Source organism: Bacillus sp. AM1(2019), from assembly GCF_009906915.1.
In the GTDB taxonomy this organism is placed as follows: domain Bacteria; phylum Bacillota; class Bacilli; order Bacillales; family Bacillaceae; genus Bacillus; species Bacillus velezensis.
In genome coordinates this window covers 3,396,977-3,411,524 of the sequence record NZ_CP047644.1, presented here as the reverse complement: position 1 = coordinate 3,411,524, position 14,548 = coordinate 3,396,977, and the positions used below count along the sequence as shown (strand labels likewise).

Below are 14,548 nucleotides of genomic sequence, written 5' to 3'. Positions count from 1 at the left end.
CTTTTTTGTGTTAAATGGAGCGGATGATGCCGCCTTCAACCCGCTGTGCGGTGCCGTTAATGGCAGAAGCAGCTGATGAAGCGAGAAATACAATCGTATTGGCGACTTCTTCCGGGGTTGCATAGCGCTGAATCAAAGATGTCGGTTCATTCACTTTAAAATAATCCCGGACGAAGCTGTCCGTGTCTTCTCCGGCAGCCTTTGCGGCTCCTTCCATGTAAGAAGCGACGCCTTCGGTCCATGTCGGTCCCGGCAGCACGGAGTTGACCGTGACATTTGTGCCTTTCGTCATTTCCGCCATTCCCCGGGACAAGCTGATTAACGCCGTTTTCGTCATTGAATACGGAATCATTTGCGCAAGCGGTTTGACTCCGGCTTCACTGGAGATGTTCAAAATCCGTCCGCTGTTTCTTTCAAGCATTTGCGGCAGAAAACGCCGGCACAGGCGCACGGCGCTCATAACATTCACTTCAAAATACCGAGTCCATTCGTCATCAGACACCTCAGCGAAGTCCTTTACTTCAAAAAAACCGAGATTATTGACGAGAATATCGACTTCCCCGATTCCCCCGGCGCGCTTGATCAAGTCATCCGCCTCATCCTGACGCGATAAATCCGCAGCGATGCCGTGAACCGTTCCGTAAGCGGAGAGCTCCTCAACCGTCCGTTCCACGGTTTCTTTTTTTCTTCCGTTTACAATCACCTCGGCGCCTTCGGCTAAAAAGCTTTTTGCCGCGGCTTTTCCGATCCCTGAAGTTGATCCTGTAATCAACACGAGCTTTCGTTCAAGCTGTAATTCCATGATAATCCTCCTTTTTACACCATTGTGTAACAGTATACATGATGAATTTTAGTGTGTACGAACAATTTGCTTTCATGCAAAAAGGCCGGATATACAAGCCTTAAAGACTTATAGTATAATTACTGCGAAAAAAGGATACGAATGTCAAAGAGACAATCGTTTACCATAATCAGGGGGAGTTAAAAGAATGAAGAAGATCACTGCCGTCTGGGCGGCGCTCTTGGTCACCGCCTTTGTGATCGCCGGCTGTTCCGGCGCACAGGAAGAAGGAAGCGCGGCCAAACAAAAAGCCGTCTCAACCGAAGCATTCCCGGTAACCATTAAGGATGCCGCGAACGAAAAAGTAACCATAAAGCAGGCACCGGAAAAAATCGTTTCCCTCATGCCGAGCAATACGGAAATTACATACGCGCTCGGACTGGGAGATAAGGTCGCAGGCGTCACGACAAATGATACATATCCGAAAGAAGCCGTAAAAAAACCGAAAGTCGGAGATATGAATGTGAACGCTGAAAAAGTCATCGCGCTGAAGCCGGATCTCGTGCTTGCCCACGCGTCCTCTATGTCCGCTTCCGCCGATGCGATGAAGCAGCTGAAAGATGCGGGCATCACCGTCTTAACGGTCAATGATGCGCAATCGTTCCAAGATGTGTACAAATCAATCAGCATGATCGGAAAAGCGGCCGGCAAAGAAAAGCAGGCGGATCAGCTGATCCAATCGATGAAATCCGACCTTTCCGGCATAGAAAAGAAAGCGGCTGCCATTTCTGAAAAAGACGAAAAGAAAGTATTCGTCGAAGTGTCTCCTGACGGCTACACGACGGGGAAAGGCACGTTTATGAACGAAATGCTTGAAGATATACATGCGAAAAACGCCGCCGGCAGCCAGACCGGCTGGGTGCAGCTGACGGATGAAGCGATTGTCAAAATGAATCCGGACGTCATCATTACGACAGACGGCGTAAAGGCCGCTGAAGTGGAAAAACGCGCCGGCTGGGGTGCCGTCAATGCGGTCAAACACCACAATGTCTATTCTGTTGATCCCGACCTTGTCACACGCTCAGGCCCGCGCCTTGTCAAAGGGGTCGAGAAGCTTGCAGAAAGCGTTTATCCTGAAACGTTTAAAAAGTAACCGCCCGCTGGCCTACACGGTCAGCCTGCTGTTTTTAGCCGTTTGTACGGCACTCGGCATTTCAATCGGCAGTCTGCATATTCCTTTATCCGACGTTTTTTGGATCGGGATCGGCCGGACATCCTCGGCTGACCCTATGAATGTAAATATTATGATCAATATCCGCCTGCCGAGAGTCGTTCTGGCCGCTCTTGTCGGAGCCGCGTTATCCATTGCGGGGGCGGCGTTTCAGGGACTTCTGAAAAATCCGCTCGCCGACCCTTATACACTCGGGGTATCTTCGGGAGCCTCGGCGGGAGCCGTTATCACCTTGTTTTTCGGCATTCAGATTCCCGTCATCGGCCGGTTCACACTTCCGGTTGTCAGCATCGCCGCTGCCATTGCGGTTATGGCGGCGGTTCTGTTTTTCAGCCGCCTCGTTCATGCGTCGATGTCGGTTTCGACGCTCATTTTGACAGGCATTATCATGAATTCTTTTCTCGGGGCTCTCATTTCGCTTGTGATTGCTTTAACGGGAAATGATCTGCTCCCGATTGTCCGCTGGCTGTTGGGAAGCGTGTCCATGAGGGGCTGGGGCTATGTCGCGCTGTTTCTGCCTTTTTTTCTGGCTGGGACGGCGCTTCTGCTTATCAATGGCAGAGAATTAAACATTATGACTTATGGAGAAGAAAAAGCAAGGCTGTTAGGCGTCAGTACGGGAAAAAGAAAACTGCTGATGATCGCCGCCGGATCTCTGCTGACGGGAGGCGCGGTTGCCGTCTCGGGGACGATCGGTTTTGTCGGCCTTGTCATTCCCCATGTGACTCGGCTTTTGTGGGGGACGGATCATCGCCATTTACTGCCGCTGTCAGCATTGACGGGCGCCGGATTTCTCATTTTGGCGGATTTGTTTTCCCGCACCGTCATTGAGCCTGTCGAATTGCCGATCGGCATTATGACGGCCTTGGCGGGAGCGCCTGTTTTTGCCTTGATTCTGCTTCGCCAGCATCATGGAGGGAACCGCTTATGATCAGAGTGAGCAGCCTGTCCGGCGGGTACGGAGGCCGGATGATTGTAGAAGATGTCAGTTTTACCGCCGGAAAAGGTGAATTTGTCGGCATACTCGGTCCGAACGGCTCGGGAAAAACAACGCTGATGAAATTGCTGACGGGAATGCTCTCTCCGTCAAAGGGCGAGGTGCTCGTCGCAGGCAGGCCCGCGGGCAGATACAAGCCGCGTGAGCTTGCGAAAATCATGGCCGTTTTGCCGCAGCATACGGAGCAAGCTTTTACATTTACCGTTAAGGAAACGGTGTCCTTCGGCAGATACCCGTATCAAAAAGGACTCTTCAGACAGATGGATCAACATGACGAAGACATTGTCCGGGAAGCAATGGAAATGACGGGCATCGACCGATATGCGCAGCAATCCGTCCGCAATCTGAGCGGAGGGGAGCGGCAGCGCGTCTATCTGGCGCAGGCGCTGGCTCAGCAGCCTGAGGTGCTGTGTCTGGATGAGCCGACGACCTTTCTTGATCTCAAATATCAAAAAGACCTGCTTGATACGGTAAAGCGGCTGACGAGAGAAAGAGGCCTGACGGTCATCAGTATTTTTCACGACCTCAATGCCGCAAGCCAATATTGTGATCAGCTCCTGATGATGAAAGACGGACGCGCTTTTCCGAAGCAGACGCCGGATCAGGCTTTGAAAAAAGAGACGATTGAAGACATTTACGGCATCACCGTCAGCGCTGTTGCCCAGCAATCGTCGCCGAAACCGCTGATCTCTTTTATGCCGGAAGCGCGGGAGGAAAGAGAGCCCGCCGGCGTTCCGTTCGCCTCTCTGATAAACAAAAGCGGAAATACCGTAACGCTTCATACAGAACGGCCGTTCAGAATGCTGTCAACCGCATCTGACGGCCCGGGCTTTTCGTGGAGCCGCCGGCTTTCCGGCTCAGCGGCAGCTGGTTTGATCTGCCATACGTTTGATTCGGTTACGATAGCCGTGACTGCGCAGTATACCGTTTGGGTGCTGATCAGCGGACATTTATCGGAACAGGGATTTGTTCGGCTGTTAACGGCAGCGGCTGAAGCGAGAATGCAGGCCCTTTCCGGCAGACAGGCAAAAGGCGACATTGTCATTTGTGCCTTGCAGACAGGAGAGGCAATGGACGTCCCTCACGCGGAAAGAGCCGTCAGAAGAGGAACCGCGGCATGCGTAAAAGCGGCGGAAGAAGGAGGAATACAACGATGAAGCTGTATACGAAAACCGGTGATAAAGGACAGACAAGCCTGATCGGCGGCAGAACGGATAAAGACAGTCTGCGGGTTGAAAGCTACGGGACGATTGATGAGCTGAACAGCTTTATCGGGCTTGCGCTTGCAGAGCTAGATGATTGTGAGAATTGCGGTGATGTGAAAGCCGAACTCCGAAACATTCAGCATGAGCTGTTTGACTGCGGCGGCGACTTGGCGACGGTCACTGAACATAGAAACTATACATTAAGAGAGACATCTATTTCCGCATTGGAAGACTGCATAGACCGTTACACGGCTGAAGCGCCCCCGCTTGAGAAATTTATTCTTCCGGGCGGGCATAAGGCGGCTGCTCAGCTTCATATCGCGCGGACCGTCACAAGACGGGCTGAGCGTCTCGTCGTGAAACTGGGCAAAACAGAAGAGATAAACGATACGGTGATGCGTTACTTGAACCGCCTGTCTGATTATTTTTTCGCGGCGGCAAGAGCAGTTAACGCAAGACAGGGCGTTCAGGATATAGAGTATGAAAGAAGCGCCGCGGTATTCCGTGATGATGAATAACGTTTTGTTCAGCCGGCAGCAGCAAGCCGGCTGTTTTTTTATAGAGATATCCATCAATTGAACCTTTATTGACAGAAGGAAAATGTATCTTATGCATTATTGACTGAAAAATTAAAAAATGAGATATTATAAGAAACATTGTAAAATAATGGGGGATTTGATAGATGGATACATATAATAAGAGCGAGAGCATCTGGAATAAAAATTTCACCCTTCTGTTTATCTCGAGGCTTGTTAAATTGTCGGGCGACGGTTTTGCCTTTAATTCCATTCTGTGGTTTTTGATTTTTGACGGGGAAGGCGCGATCGGCACGTCCCTGCTCATTGCGGTCACGTTCCTTCCGGAGGCGATGCTGGCGCCGATTACCGGGCCTTTTATGAAGCAGCATACGCTGAAATTCTGGATGTATTTCTCCGATCTCACGCGCGCGGCGGTCGTGTTGATCATTCCGGTCTGTTACTTTAACGGTTTTTCTCCTTTATGGTTTGTCATGCTTCTCATGATTTTGCATTCAGCCACGGGAGCCGCTTATAATCCTGCATCTATCTCATTAATCCCCAATATTGTCGGAGAAAACAGCCTGCAGAAAGCGAATGCGGTCATCCAGTCATCAGGGCAGATCGTCAGGCTTGCCGCCATTACGCTGAGCGGGGTGTTCTTAACATTTATCAGTCCCGCTTATTCTTTGTTTATCGCTCTTATATTCTATCTTCTATCAGGTTTTCTCGTACTCTTTATGTCATACCAAGTCCAGCATGCCAAAGAGGATACCGTCGCCGTCAGACAGCGCGGGACGTATTTCGGAAGGCTCAAACGGGGTTTCGTTCTTGTCAGGAAACACCAGATTTTATACCCGCTCGCCATCTATTGTATCTTCATGAATTTTGCGGCCGCTCCGTGGGAGGCGCTCTCTGCCGTTTATGTTGCCGAAGATTTAAACATGCCGCCGATCATCTACTCGCTTTTGAAAGCGACAGGCACGGGCGGAGCCTTTTTAATGGGTTTTATTTTGGCTAAGGTGAAGGTGAACAAATACGGTCTCCTGTTTGTGTCAGCGGGAATCATAGAAGGGGCGGCATTTTTCATCACCGGCCTCAACACTTTTCTGCCGCTCGTCTTCCTCGCCGCGTTTGCGTTCGGATCTGCCGTCAGCGCGATTAATGTGCCGGAATATACGATTATTCAGACGTCTGTGGACCATGATGACCAGCCGCAAGTCTATGCCGTCATCCATATGATCTCAAACATATCCATTCCGCTCGGCGCGGTTCTTTGCGGATACGCGGCTAACGCCTTCGGTCCCGGGAAAGTCATTGCCGCCGGCGGTCTCGTTGAAGTCCTGTCCGGTCTCGGAATATTGATCTTTACGAAGCTGGCCAAAGCCGAACGCTCAGATCTCATCAGGGAAAAAGAAGCGAGCATCAGAATATAGATTTTTCGTGAAACGCCCTGCGCCGTCCGGTGCAGCGGCGTTTTTTTTATGCGAAGGTCCGGGGGGTTATACGACTCCGGTCTGATATGAAAATCAATCTCTGACTCGTTTTGCCGGCCGCGGGATTTGTTTATAGTAAAGACAAGGAAAACGAAAGGAGGATCTGCATGAATATAAATGTAAAAACGGCAGGCGGCTTTCTGCTGATTGTGTTCGGACTTTCTGTCTTTTTCGGAGGAGGCCATTTCGCATTTATCATCCCGCTGGCGATCGGAGGCCTGATGCTTTACTGGGGAATCAAACGTTTTTCAAAAGGCCGGGCGGTATCGGGTATCATCGCGGGCTTCATCGGAGCTATGATTCTCGTCGGTTCTCTTCCATTTATCGTTGCCATCGGACTGGCCGGCGCCATGGTGTATTTCGGGTGGAAGATGATGAAGCAGGGCGGCTCAGACACCGCTTCCCGCCAGTATGAACCGGAAGCGGCATCACCGGGCTATCAATCCGGATTTGACTCTGAATGGGAAGAATTTCTGAAGAAAAAATAAGGAGGAAGACAAAATGGTCTTAAAAAGAATAAGAAATATGTTCGTCGCATCTGTTAACGAAGGGCTTGATAAATTAGAAAATCCGAAAGTCATGCTGAATCAATATGTGCGTGATATGGAAAGTGACATCGCTAAGGCGAAACAAACAATTGTCAAACAGCACACGATCGTCCATCAGTTTAAGAAAAAACAGGAAGACGCCTCCGAAACGGCGGCAAAACGGAAAAATCAGGCTCAGCTTGCTTTTGATGCCGGGGAAGAGGAGCTTGCGAAAAAGGCGCTGACTGAAATGAAATACCTTGAGGGAAAAGCGGCCGAACATGAAAAAGCGTATGAACAGGCGAAAACACAGCTGGCAGAGCTGAAAGAGCAGCTGGAAACTTTAGAAACGCGCCTTCGCGACGTAAAGGATAAAAAACAGGCGCTCATCGCCCGTGCCAACGCGGCAAAAGCGAAGGAACATATGAACGCTTCTTTCGACAAAATTGACAGTGAAAGCGCCTATAGAGAGTTCCTTCGAATGGAAAGCCGCATTGAAGAAATGGAAGTCCGCGTCAAATACGGCACTTCAGCCGAGGCGAACACAGAATACAGCCGCTCCCAATATTCAGACGAGGTGGAAGCTGAGATTGAAAAAATGCGCTCGCTTTCTCTGGAAAAAACAGAGCGTCAAAAAGCGGCTCATGAATAATGTGCACAAGGGAAGATCGGCGCGTTTACGCCTCTTCCCTATACGCACGTATCAATTCTCCGGCTTTTCCTTTATAATAAAATGAATGAAAAAGGATGGAACGTAATGAAGCGTAAGATTGCCAAAGGACTGATGGCGGCGTCCGTTCTGATCTGCTGTCTGTTTTTGGTGAAAGAAGTGTTTGCCGGGCGTTTTTTTCCGCTGTACGAAACAGAAGCGGAATCGGCAAGCATACCGCCGCGTGCCGTCAACAGCCTGTCGGTTTCATCGGAACAGACGGATGTAAAAATCATCGCGGAAGCGCGGAATGATATCGCGGCAAACATGACGGGACCGGCGGGGAAAATGTTTGTCCAAAACAGGGGAAAGACCCTCAATCTTAAAGCGAAGGAGAAAGGGTTCCAATTTCTGAATCTCTTTCAGCGCCCTCTGCTGATTGTCCGCATTCCGTATGATTATCATCGGGACATCACCGTCCATACGTCAAACGGCAGCATTGCCGTCGACGGAAACAAGGGGCTGTCTCTTGCGCACCTCGGCGTCCGTTCTGTAAGCGGGAATATGTCGCTGAAGCACGTGAAGACGGATGTGTTTGAAGCGAAGGGGCTGTCGGGCAATCTCACAGCAGCAGGCCTTGCGGCAAAAACGGGGGCTGTCCGCTTATCCTCCGGACGTGTCGGGCTTCAACATGTGGCGGGCGCCCTTGACGTGCGGGTCGCTTCTGGCAGTGTCGACGCCTCGCTTGAGACGGCGGATGCTCCCGTATCCGTCAGGCTTGCGAGCGGCAGCGCAGCGATCAGCCTGCCGAAAGACGGAAGTTTTACGGTGAACGCCGAGACGGCAAGCGGAAGGATCCGGCCGTCTTATTCCTTTGAGAAAACGAGTAAGGAAGGCGGGGCATTTACCGGCATGAAAGGCAGCGGCGCCAGGCCGATTGATATAAAAGTGACGAGCGGCAATATTGCACTGCAATAGTCAAGGAAAGGAGGGGCAAGCAGCTGATGGCAAAAAAACAGATTCTCGGACTTATCATCGCCTTATTAGGCGTCAGCATGTTTTTGCGTATTATCGGCATCGGCGACTTCTTGTTTTGGCCGCTCTTTTTTCTGATCACAGGTTATATTTTTAATAAATATTCCCGCGGCTGGCTCGGCTCCGTCCTGTATATCTTCGCCGCTTTTTTATTTTTGAGAAACCTGTTCAGCGCCACCTTTAACCTGTTCGGCTATGCCTTCGCCGCCTTTCTCATATACGCGGGCTACAGGCTCCTGAAAGGAAAGCGCGTGTATGAACATAAAGAGAAGAAAATCAATCTTGAAAAAGAAGAGCAGCCAAAGTCTTCCGCCCAGACGGAAAGCAGACAGCCGGACCTCCGCAGCTTTTTTATCGGCGAGCTCCGGATGATGAAGGACCCGTTTGAGCTGAATGATTTAAATGTTTCCGGATTCATTGGCGATGTGAAAATTGATTTGTCAAAAGCGATGATTCCCGAAGGAGAAAGCACGATGACCATCAGCGGTGTCATCGGCAATGTCGATGTGTACGTCCCGCCGGATATCGAAGTGTCCGTCAGTTCATCGGCTTTTATCGGCGATATGAACCTGCTCGGCTCTAAGAAAAGCGGCATGAGCCCGAATCTGTATAAAGTATCGTCTGAGTACGGCGACTCGCCGCGGCGGATTAAAATTTCAATTTCGTTATTCATCGGCGATGTGGATGTGAAGTATTTATGAGGAAAAAATTACTCGCCAATATTCAGTGGCGCGCCATGCGGATGACCGCGGGACTCAGTCTGCTCCTTTGCGCGGTGTTTATTACGCTGATGCTGCTGTATTACGGGCTTGACCCGATGCTGCTGTTTTCTTCCGGCTGGTTCGGTATTCCGTTTGTGGTCATCCTGCTTCTGGCGTCTCTTTCGGCGGGGTTGATTTCCGGTTATGTATATGGCGGCCGCCTGAAAACAAGAATGGATACACTGATTGAAGCGGTTTTGAAATTTGAAAACGGCAATTTTGCTTATCGGGTGCCGCCGCTCGGCGATGATGAAATCGGTCTGGCGGCAGACCAGCTCAACGAAATGGCCAAGCGGGTCGAGCTCCAGGTTACATCGCTGCAAAAGCTCTCCAACGAGCGGGCGGAATGGCAGGATCAAATGAAAAAATCAGTCATCACTGAAGAACGCCAGCGGCTGGCGCGCGATCTGCACGATGCCGTCAGCCAGCAGCTCTTTGCCATTTCTATGATGACATCCGCCGTCTTAGAGCAGGTGAAAGATGCGGATGACAAAATCGTCAAACGGATTCGCATGGTTGAACATATGGCGGGGGAAGCGCAAAACGAGATGAGAGCGCTGCTATTGCATTTGCGGCCCGTCACTTTAGAAGGAAAAGGCTTAAAAGAAGGGCTGATTGAGCTGTTAAAAGAGTTCAAAGCGAAGCAGCCGCTGGATATTGAGTGGGACATCAGCGATACGGGTGTGTCAAAAGGCGTTGAAGACCATCTGTTCCGCATCGTGCAGGAGGCGCTTTCCAACGTTTTCAGACATTCAAAGGCGACCAAGGTCACCGTCAGGCTCGGCGCGAAACATCAAAAACTTCAGCTTAAAGTCATTGATAATGGGGCGGGTTTTACGATGGATCAAGTGAAAGCATCCTCATACGGCCTGCATTCCATCAAGGAAAGAGCGAGTGAAATCGGCGGCATAGCGGAAATTATCTCCGTAAAGGGAAAAGGCACGCAGATCGACGTGAAAGTCCCGATTTATCAGAAAACAAAAGGAGAGAACGAAAGTGATTCGAGTGTTACTGATTGATGATCATGAAATGGTCAGGATGGGTCTGGCCGCGTTTTTAGAAGCACAGCCGGACATTGAAGTCGCCGGTGAAGCATCAGACGGGCAGCAGGGCGTCGATCTGGCCGCAGAGCTTTTGCCGGATGTGATTTTAATGGACCTTGTCATGGACGGCATGGACGGCATCGAAGCGACAAAACAGATCTGCGCGACACTCAATGACCCGAAAATCATCGTGCTGACGAGCTTCATTGATGACGACAAAGTGTATCCGGTGATCGAAGCGGGAGCGCTCAGCTATTTGCTGAAAACGTCCAAGGCGGCAGAAATAGCCGAAGCCATCAGAGCGGCTGCCAAGGGCGAACCGAAGCTAGAATCGAAGGTGGCTGGAAAAGTGCTGTCAAGGCTGCGCCATTCAGAGAATCAGCTTCCGCATGAAACGCTGACAAAAAGAGAACTGGAAATCCTCTGTCTCGTCGCGGAAGGCAAGACGAATAAAGAGATTGGTGAAGAGCTGTTCATTACGATTAAAACGGTGAAAACCCACATTACGAATATATTGTCAAAGCTTGATGTCAGTGACCGCACGCAGGCAGCCGTATATGCCCACCGCAATCATCTCGTGACATAAGAAAAGGAGAGCGGCGCCAGCACACTCTCCCGAAGACAGGGTCATTGGGACATTCCCTTTGTTCCGAAATCCCTGATGGCGACTTTGACTTTGTATTCAATATCCGATTCACTGAAGTGATGGTCCCAGTCCGAGGATATCTTTTTCCATTTATCGGGATAATGAATCCGGACTTGATCGCCTAACCCGGTAATATCCACTTTCAACTCATGCTGCATGTAATCAATGAATGCCATGACATCTGAATGAATGCTGCGTTTTACCGCGTTTTTGATTTCATTTATATAGGACTCCTTGAAGGAATCTTCTTTCGGATTCCAATCCTCAGACAGACGGCCTTCAACAAACCGGGTGACGATAAACTTGAATTTTCCGTGTTTATATTGTGTTTTCACATTATATTTGCTGGAAAATACTTCGAAGGATAAATAATGATTGTCATGCTTTGCAAACGTGACGCCCCCCTTTACCGTGCCTGTGAACAGGTTCATATTCTGGACTTGTAAAGGCGTTAAATTCGCATACCAGAATTTATTTTTAATAATGGTAGCGCCCCAGATTTCCAGTCTGCTGCCCACTTGGCGCACTTGAGGAAGGGCAAAGGTCTCGCCTTTGGCGATTTTCTCGGATATTTCCCCCAATGTCACGGGCTCCATCATCCGGATGGTGACCGAATTATTCTCCGTTAAGTCATAGATCGTATTTGACGCAGGTTCTCCCTGGTCACTGATTTTGAAAATATCTTTCGTTTTATCCGGCACCGTCATCACATTGCAGCTTCTTCTCGTACCGTTGTCCCTGATAAATTGGTTCATCAATGCGTCAAGCGGAATGTTATCCTTTAACAGCGCTTCGGAAAACAGCATGATACGCAAGTGCTGGGAGAATGCGGGGTGATTTTTTAACGATGCCGTTCTTAATGCTTGATGGACGGTTTCCCCGGGAGTGGACGTTACTTTTGTCGTATCGCCTGACGACGACTGCTGGGAACTTGCTTTTTGCGGGATCAGAATCTGCTGTGTCACTTCTACATTTTCTTCCTCGGGTTTATCGAGCCCGACTCCGATAACGAGGCTCAAATCTTCTAAATTGCGGCTGTCCCAGCACCCGGCCAAAAGCAATGTGCAAAATATGATTACGATGTATTTCTTCATTGCGCTTTTTTCACCTTCCTTTTCACAGCGACGACTGCAAACATCAGTAAAGGCAGCAAAAAGAAAACCAAGAAGATATAGCCGAGAATATCACTGAACAGCATCAGCTTGTTTCCGTCTTTTGGCAACAATGATCCGAAGAATGTCGCGATGCCTACGAAGATGATGCCTTTTTTCTGTTTCAGCCCGAAAATTTTATGAAGAGCTGATGTCGCGAAATATCCGTATGATACATAGGTGGCGAAAAACTGGATGATCCAGACAACAAGCAAAAAGGACTCGAACCTTTCAATAAAAAGCCCTTTGATTTCAAATGATTGAAAGAGCGCGATCGTAGGCCAGATCATTGTTTTGACATCCTGGGTGGTTAAGGCGCCGACGACGAGAACGTAGGTAATGATGTATAAAATAATCGGGATGCCAAAGCCTATGGCCGACATGCGGAATGTGTGCTTTTTATTTTTGAGGTACTCGGGGAGAAACAGCATAATCTCAATTCCCAAGAAGGAAACAGAAACGACGGTCAAGGAAGCCATAACGGGAGAAAACCCCTGCCCGAGCACCGGCCGCAGGTTGTCCAGATCAAATATTTTAAAGCTGAAAGAAAACACCACCAGCAAAATAATGATCGTAATCGTTAAATAGAAAGGAAAGAGCCTGCCGATATCGCTCATGCCGCCGATAATTAAATAAACGGAACAGGCGATAAAGATAAACAGCGTGACCGGCACGGGTGTTCTTTCCAATAAAAAGAACTTGACCATTTCCGCCATCGCCCGGGCTTCGAAGCTGGCGACTCCTATAAAATAGAGACAGATCATAAGATTGACGATATTTCCCGCCCATTTGCCGAGTCCTTCATTCATATAATCAAATAATGATCCGTACTGATGCTTTTTCATAATGAGCGTATTGAGATAAATCAAAAAGATAAAGATGACGCCTTCCAGACATAACGCGATCCAGCCGTCCGGCGAATTTGCCCTTGATGACAGCGCCCGCGGCATGGTGAGGAGTCCCGCGCCGAGCATCGTGTTTGAAATCAACGCTGTCCCTTGATAGCTTGTAAGCTTATTGTGAGTTGTTTTCTGGCTCATTTACGTTTTTCGCCTCTTTTGGTTGATTTTTAATAGGGAGACGGAGAATAGAGTCGTTTGCGTTTTTTAAGCTGAAAAATCCATTCGGCGAGAAATACGGAGAACCGAAGCTTCGCTGTCTCGATAAATGAGTGTAGATCGCCAGCATAAATAAAATCATGCCGTACAGCCCGAAAGCTGCCGCGGTAAACATCGAAATGAAACGGAGCACACGGAACGACAGACCCATCCCGTACTGCGGCACCGTAAATGAAGCGAGCGCGACAATGCTGACCACGATGACCATGATGGAGCTGACAATATTCGCTTCAACGGCCGCCTGGCCAATGACAACTCCGCCCACCAATCCGATCGTCTGGCCGAGCGGGCTGGGAAGCCTCAAGCCCGCTTCTCTCAGCAGCTCTATCGTAATTTCCATTACCATCGCTTCAATGATAGGCGGGAAGGGAACGTTTTCTCTGTTCGCCGCGATGGTGACTGCAAGCGACGTCGGCAGCAGCCCTTGGTGAAACGAAACGAGGGCGATATAAATGGACGAAAAAAACAGCGTAATAAAAATAGACGTAAACCGCAGCACCCGGATGAGCGAGGCGGAAATCCACCGTTCATAATAATCATCGGGAGACTGCATTAAAATTCCTAAAGAAGCCGGGACCACCAGCGCAAACGGCGAATTGTCGACAAGGATGGCGACGCGGCCGTTGAACAAGGCGGAAGAGACTTTATCAGGCCGTTCCGTATTTTGTATTTGCGGAAAGGGCGAATACTTATTATCCTCAATAAGCTCCTCAAGCGTTCCGGAATCCTGGATGTCGTCCATCTTCACTTCGCTGAGGCGCTTTACAACATCGCTGACGACAGACGGGTCCGCCTTATCATCTATGTACATGACAGTGGCGTATTTTAACTTATTTTCTCCGATCGGAACCTTTTTCGTTTTCAGCTTCGGATGGTTCGTGCGCTGCCTGATCATGGCGACGTTTGTATCAGAATCTTCTATGAAGGCGATTTTCGGACCTCTTACGACCTTTTCGGATGTGGGTTCATTCACGCTTCTTTTTTCTCTTTTTCCCGTGGACAAAATGTATACGCTGTCAAGTCCGTTAATAAACACGGCGCATTTTCCCCGCAGAATGGAGATGACGGCTTCCTTCGACGTAAAGACGGGACGGGCGTCGATCTTATCAAGACGTTTCGCCACCGTATCCAGCGTCAGAGTGTCTTCCTCCCGAAGCAGCGTTTCCATCGCCTCTTTTATTTTGTCTTCGTCGTTCATTTCACTCAGATACATATAATAAAAAACAAGCCCGTTCGGAAGCATCTTTTTATTTTGAACCAGGTCATCATTCTGCTCTACGTGGGGAAGCACCAGTGCCAGATTAACGTGTATGTATTCCTTGAATTCCGATTGCGCCATCGACAGTCACCCGCCTTCCAATCCTTAATTGAGGTTATCTTTTCCTGTTAAAAA

Annotated in this window: 15 protein-coding genes; 11 read left to right on the top strand and 4 right to left on the bottom strand. The window is 49.4% G+C overall.

All coding sequences use genetic code 11. The features are described from left to right. Positions 1 to 10 precede the first annotated feature (10 nt). Positions 11 to 802: an SDR family NAD(P)-dependent oxidoreductase gene (locus tag GNE05_RS16925; RefSeq protein WP_003151783.1), complete on the bottom strand. Its 792-nt coding sequence runs from the start codon at positions 800 to 802 to the stop codon at positions 11 to 13. A gap of 187 nt (positions 803 to 989) precedes the next feature. Here GNE05_RS16925 and GNE05_RS16920 point away from each other — a divergent pair, with 187 nt between their 5' ends. The 11 genes from GNE05_RS16920 (at position 990) to GNE05_RS16870 (ending at position 10,826) form a co-directional block, all read left to right on the top strand. Further along, the gene (locus GNE05_RS16920; RefSeq protein ID WP_160183014.1) at positions 990 to 1,934 is read left to right on the top strand and encodes an ABC transporter substrate-binding protein; all 945 of its coding nucleotides are present in this window, start codon (positions 990 to 992) and stop codon (positions 1,932 to 1,934) included. Further along, on the top strand, positions 1,897 to 2,943 hold the full coding sequence (locus tag GNE05_RS16915; RefSeq protein WP_160183013.1) for a FecCD family ABC transporter permease: 1,047 nt from the start codon (positions 1,897 to 1,899) through the stop codon (positions 2,941 to 2,943). The genes GNE05_RS16920 and GNE05_RS16915 overlap by 38 nt, the downstream gene beginning before the upstream one ends. After that, positions 2,940 to 4,166 carry an ABC transporter ATP-binding protein gene (locus GNE05_RS16910; RefSeq protein ID WP_160183012.1) on the top strand — a complete coding sequence of 409 codons (1,227 nt, stop codon included), beginning with the start codon at positions 2,940 to 2,942 and terminating at the stop codon, positions 4,164 to 4,166. Before GNE05_RS16915 ends, GNE05_RS16910 begins: the two co-directional genes overlap by 4 nt. Beyond that, positions 4,163 to 4,732: a cob(I)yrinic acid a,c-diamide adenosyltransferase gene (locus GNE05_RS16905; RefSeq protein WP_151140062.1), complete on the top strand. Its 570-nt coding sequence runs from the start codon at positions 4,163 to 4,165 to the stop codon at positions 4,730 to 4,732. Before GNE05_RS16910 ends, GNE05_RS16905 begins: the two co-directional genes overlap by 4 nt. A 164-nt stretch (positions 4,733 to 4,896) precedes the next feature. Beyond that, positions 4,897 to 6,165 carry an MFS transporter gene (locus tag GNE05_RS16900; protein ID WP_071392257.1) on the top strand — a complete coding sequence of 423 codons (1,269 nt, stop codon included), beginning with the start codon at positions 4,897 to 4,899 and terminating at the stop codon, positions 6,163 to 6,165. A 167-nt stretch (positions 6,166 to 6,332) separates the two neighbouring features. Further along, complete coding sequence (locus GNE05_RS16895) at positions 6,333 to 6,713, top strand: protein liaI (RefSeq protein WP_015387734.1); 381 nt, start codon at positions 6,333 to 6,335, stop codon at positions 6,711 to 6,713. A 13-nt stretch (positions 6,714 to 6,726) separates the two neighbouring features. After that, positions 6,727 to 7,404 (top strand): stress responsive protein LiaH, encoded by a 678-nt coding sequence (gene liaH, locus GNE05_RS16890; RefSeq protein WP_160183011.1) that lies wholly within the window; start codon positions 6,727 to 6,729, stop codon positions 7,402 to 7,404. Between the two features lie 105 nt (positions 7,405 to 7,509). Next, positions 7,510 to 8,379, top strand: a complete 870-nt coding sequence (gene liaG, locus GNE05_RS16885; RefSeq protein ID WP_160183010.1) for a LiaG family protein — start codon at positions 7,510 to 7,512, stop codon at positions 8,377 to 8,379. A 26-nt stretch (positions 8,380 to 8,405) separates the two neighbouring features. Next, entirely contained in the window at positions 8,406 to 9,137 is a 732-nt protein-coding gene (gene liaF / locus GNE05_RS16880) for a cell wall-active antibiotics response protein LiaF (RefSeq protein ID WP_032876580.1), read from the top strand. Next, positions 9,134 to 10,216: a two-component system sensor histidine kinase LiaS gene (liaS, locus tag GNE05_RS16875; RefSeq protein ID WP_012118408.1), complete on the top strand. Its 1,083-nt coding sequence runs from the start codon at positions 9,134 to 9,136 to the stop codon at positions 10,214 to 10,216. The genes liaF and liaS overlap by 4 nt, the downstream gene beginning before the upstream one ends. Then, a complete protein-coding gene (locus GNE05_RS16870) occupies positions 10,194 to 10,826 on the top strand; it encodes a two-component system response regulator LiaR (protein WP_012118407.1) in 633 nt (210 codons plus the stop codon). The genes liaS and GNE05_RS16870 overlap by 23 nt, the downstream gene beginning before the upstream one ends. Positions 10,827 to 10,867: 41 nt before the next feature. On the opposite strand, the gene GNE05_RS16865 is transcribed toward GNE05_RS16870, so the two are convergent. From GNE05_RS16865 to GNE05_RS16855, 3 genes are read right to left on the bottom strand one after another with little or no spacing between them, the layout of a single operon-like run. Continuing rightward, positions 10,868 to 11,980 (bottom strand): Ger(x)C family spore germination protein, encoded by a 1,113-nt coding sequence (locus GNE05_RS16865; protein WP_110085273.1) that lies wholly within the window; start codon positions 11,978 to 11,980, stop codon positions 10,868 to 10,870. Continuing rightward, on the bottom strand, positions 11,977 to 13,077 hold the full coding sequence (locus GNE05_RS16860; protein ID WP_160183009.1) for a spore germination protein: 1,101 nt from the start codon (positions 13,075 to 13,077) through the stop codon (positions 11,977 to 11,979). The genes GNE05_RS16865 and GNE05_RS16860 overlap by 4 nt, the downstream gene beginning before the upstream one ends. Next, positions 13,052 to 14,494, bottom strand: coding sequence for a spore germination receptor protein GerAA (locus tag GNE05_RS16855; protein ID WP_160183008.1), 1,443 nt, complete (start codon positions 14,492 to 14,494; stop codon positions 13,052 to 13,054). The genes GNE05_RS16860 and GNE05_RS16855 overlap by 26 nt, the downstream gene beginning before the upstream one ends. Positions 14,495 to 14,548 lie beyond the last annotated feature (54 nt).

What these genes read in the sequence shown, in the direction of transcription:
- GNE05_RS16925 (WP_003151783.1), bottom strand. Translation starts at nt 802, where the DNA reads ATGGAATTACAGCTTGAACGAAAGCTCGTGTTGATTACAGGATCAACT.
- GNE05_RS16920 (WP_160183014.1), top strand. Translation starts at nt 990, where the DNA reads ATGAAGAAGATCACTGCCGTCTGGGCGGCGCTCTTGGTCACCGCCTTT.
- GNE05_RS16910 (WP_160183012.1), top strand. Translation starts at nt 2,940, where the DNA reads ATGATCAGAGTGAGCAGCCTGTCCGGCGGGTACGGAGGCCGGATGATT.
- GNE05_RS16905 (WP_151140062.1), top strand. Translation starts at nt 4,163, where the DNA reads ATGAAGCTGTATACGAAAACCGGTGATAAAGGACAGACAAGCCTGATC.
- GNE05_RS16900 (WP_071392257.1), top strand. Translation starts at nt 4,897, where the DNA reads ATGGATACATATAATAAGAGCGAGAGCATCTGGAATAAAAATTTCACC.
- GNE05_RS16895 (WP_015387734.1), top strand. Translation starts at nt 6,333, where the DNA reads ATGAATATAAATGTAAAAACGGCAGGCGGCTTTCTGCTGATTGTGTTC.
- liaH (WP_160183011.1), top strand. Translation starts at nt 6,727, where the DNA reads ATGGTCTTAAAAAGAATAAGAAATATGTTCGTCGCATCTGTTAACGAA.
- liaG (WP_160183010.1), top strand. Translation starts at nt 7,510, where the DNA reads ATGAAGCGTAAGATTGCCAAAGGACTGATGGCGGCGTCCGTTCTGATC.
- liaF (WP_032876580.1), top strand. Translation starts at nt 8,406, where the DNA reads ATGGCAAAAAAACAGATTCTCGGACTTATCATCGCCTTATTAGGCGTC.
- liaS (WP_012118408.1), top strand. Translation starts at nt 9,134, where the DNA reads ATGAGGAAAAAATTACTCGCCAATATTCAGTGGCGCGCCATGCGGATG.
- GNE05_RS16865 (WP_110085273.1), bottom strand. Translation starts at nt 11,980, where the DNA reads ATGAAGAAATACATCGTAATCATATTTTGCACATTGCTTTTGGCCGGG.
- GNE05_RS16860 (WP_160183009.1), bottom strand. Translation starts at nt 13,077, where the DNA reads ATGAGCCAGAAAACAACTCACAATAAGCTTACAAGCTATCAAGGGACA.
- GNE05_RS16855 (WP_160183008.1), bottom strand. Translation starts at nt 14,494, where the DNA reads ATGGCGCAATCGGAATTCAAGGAATACATACACGTTAATCTGGCACTG.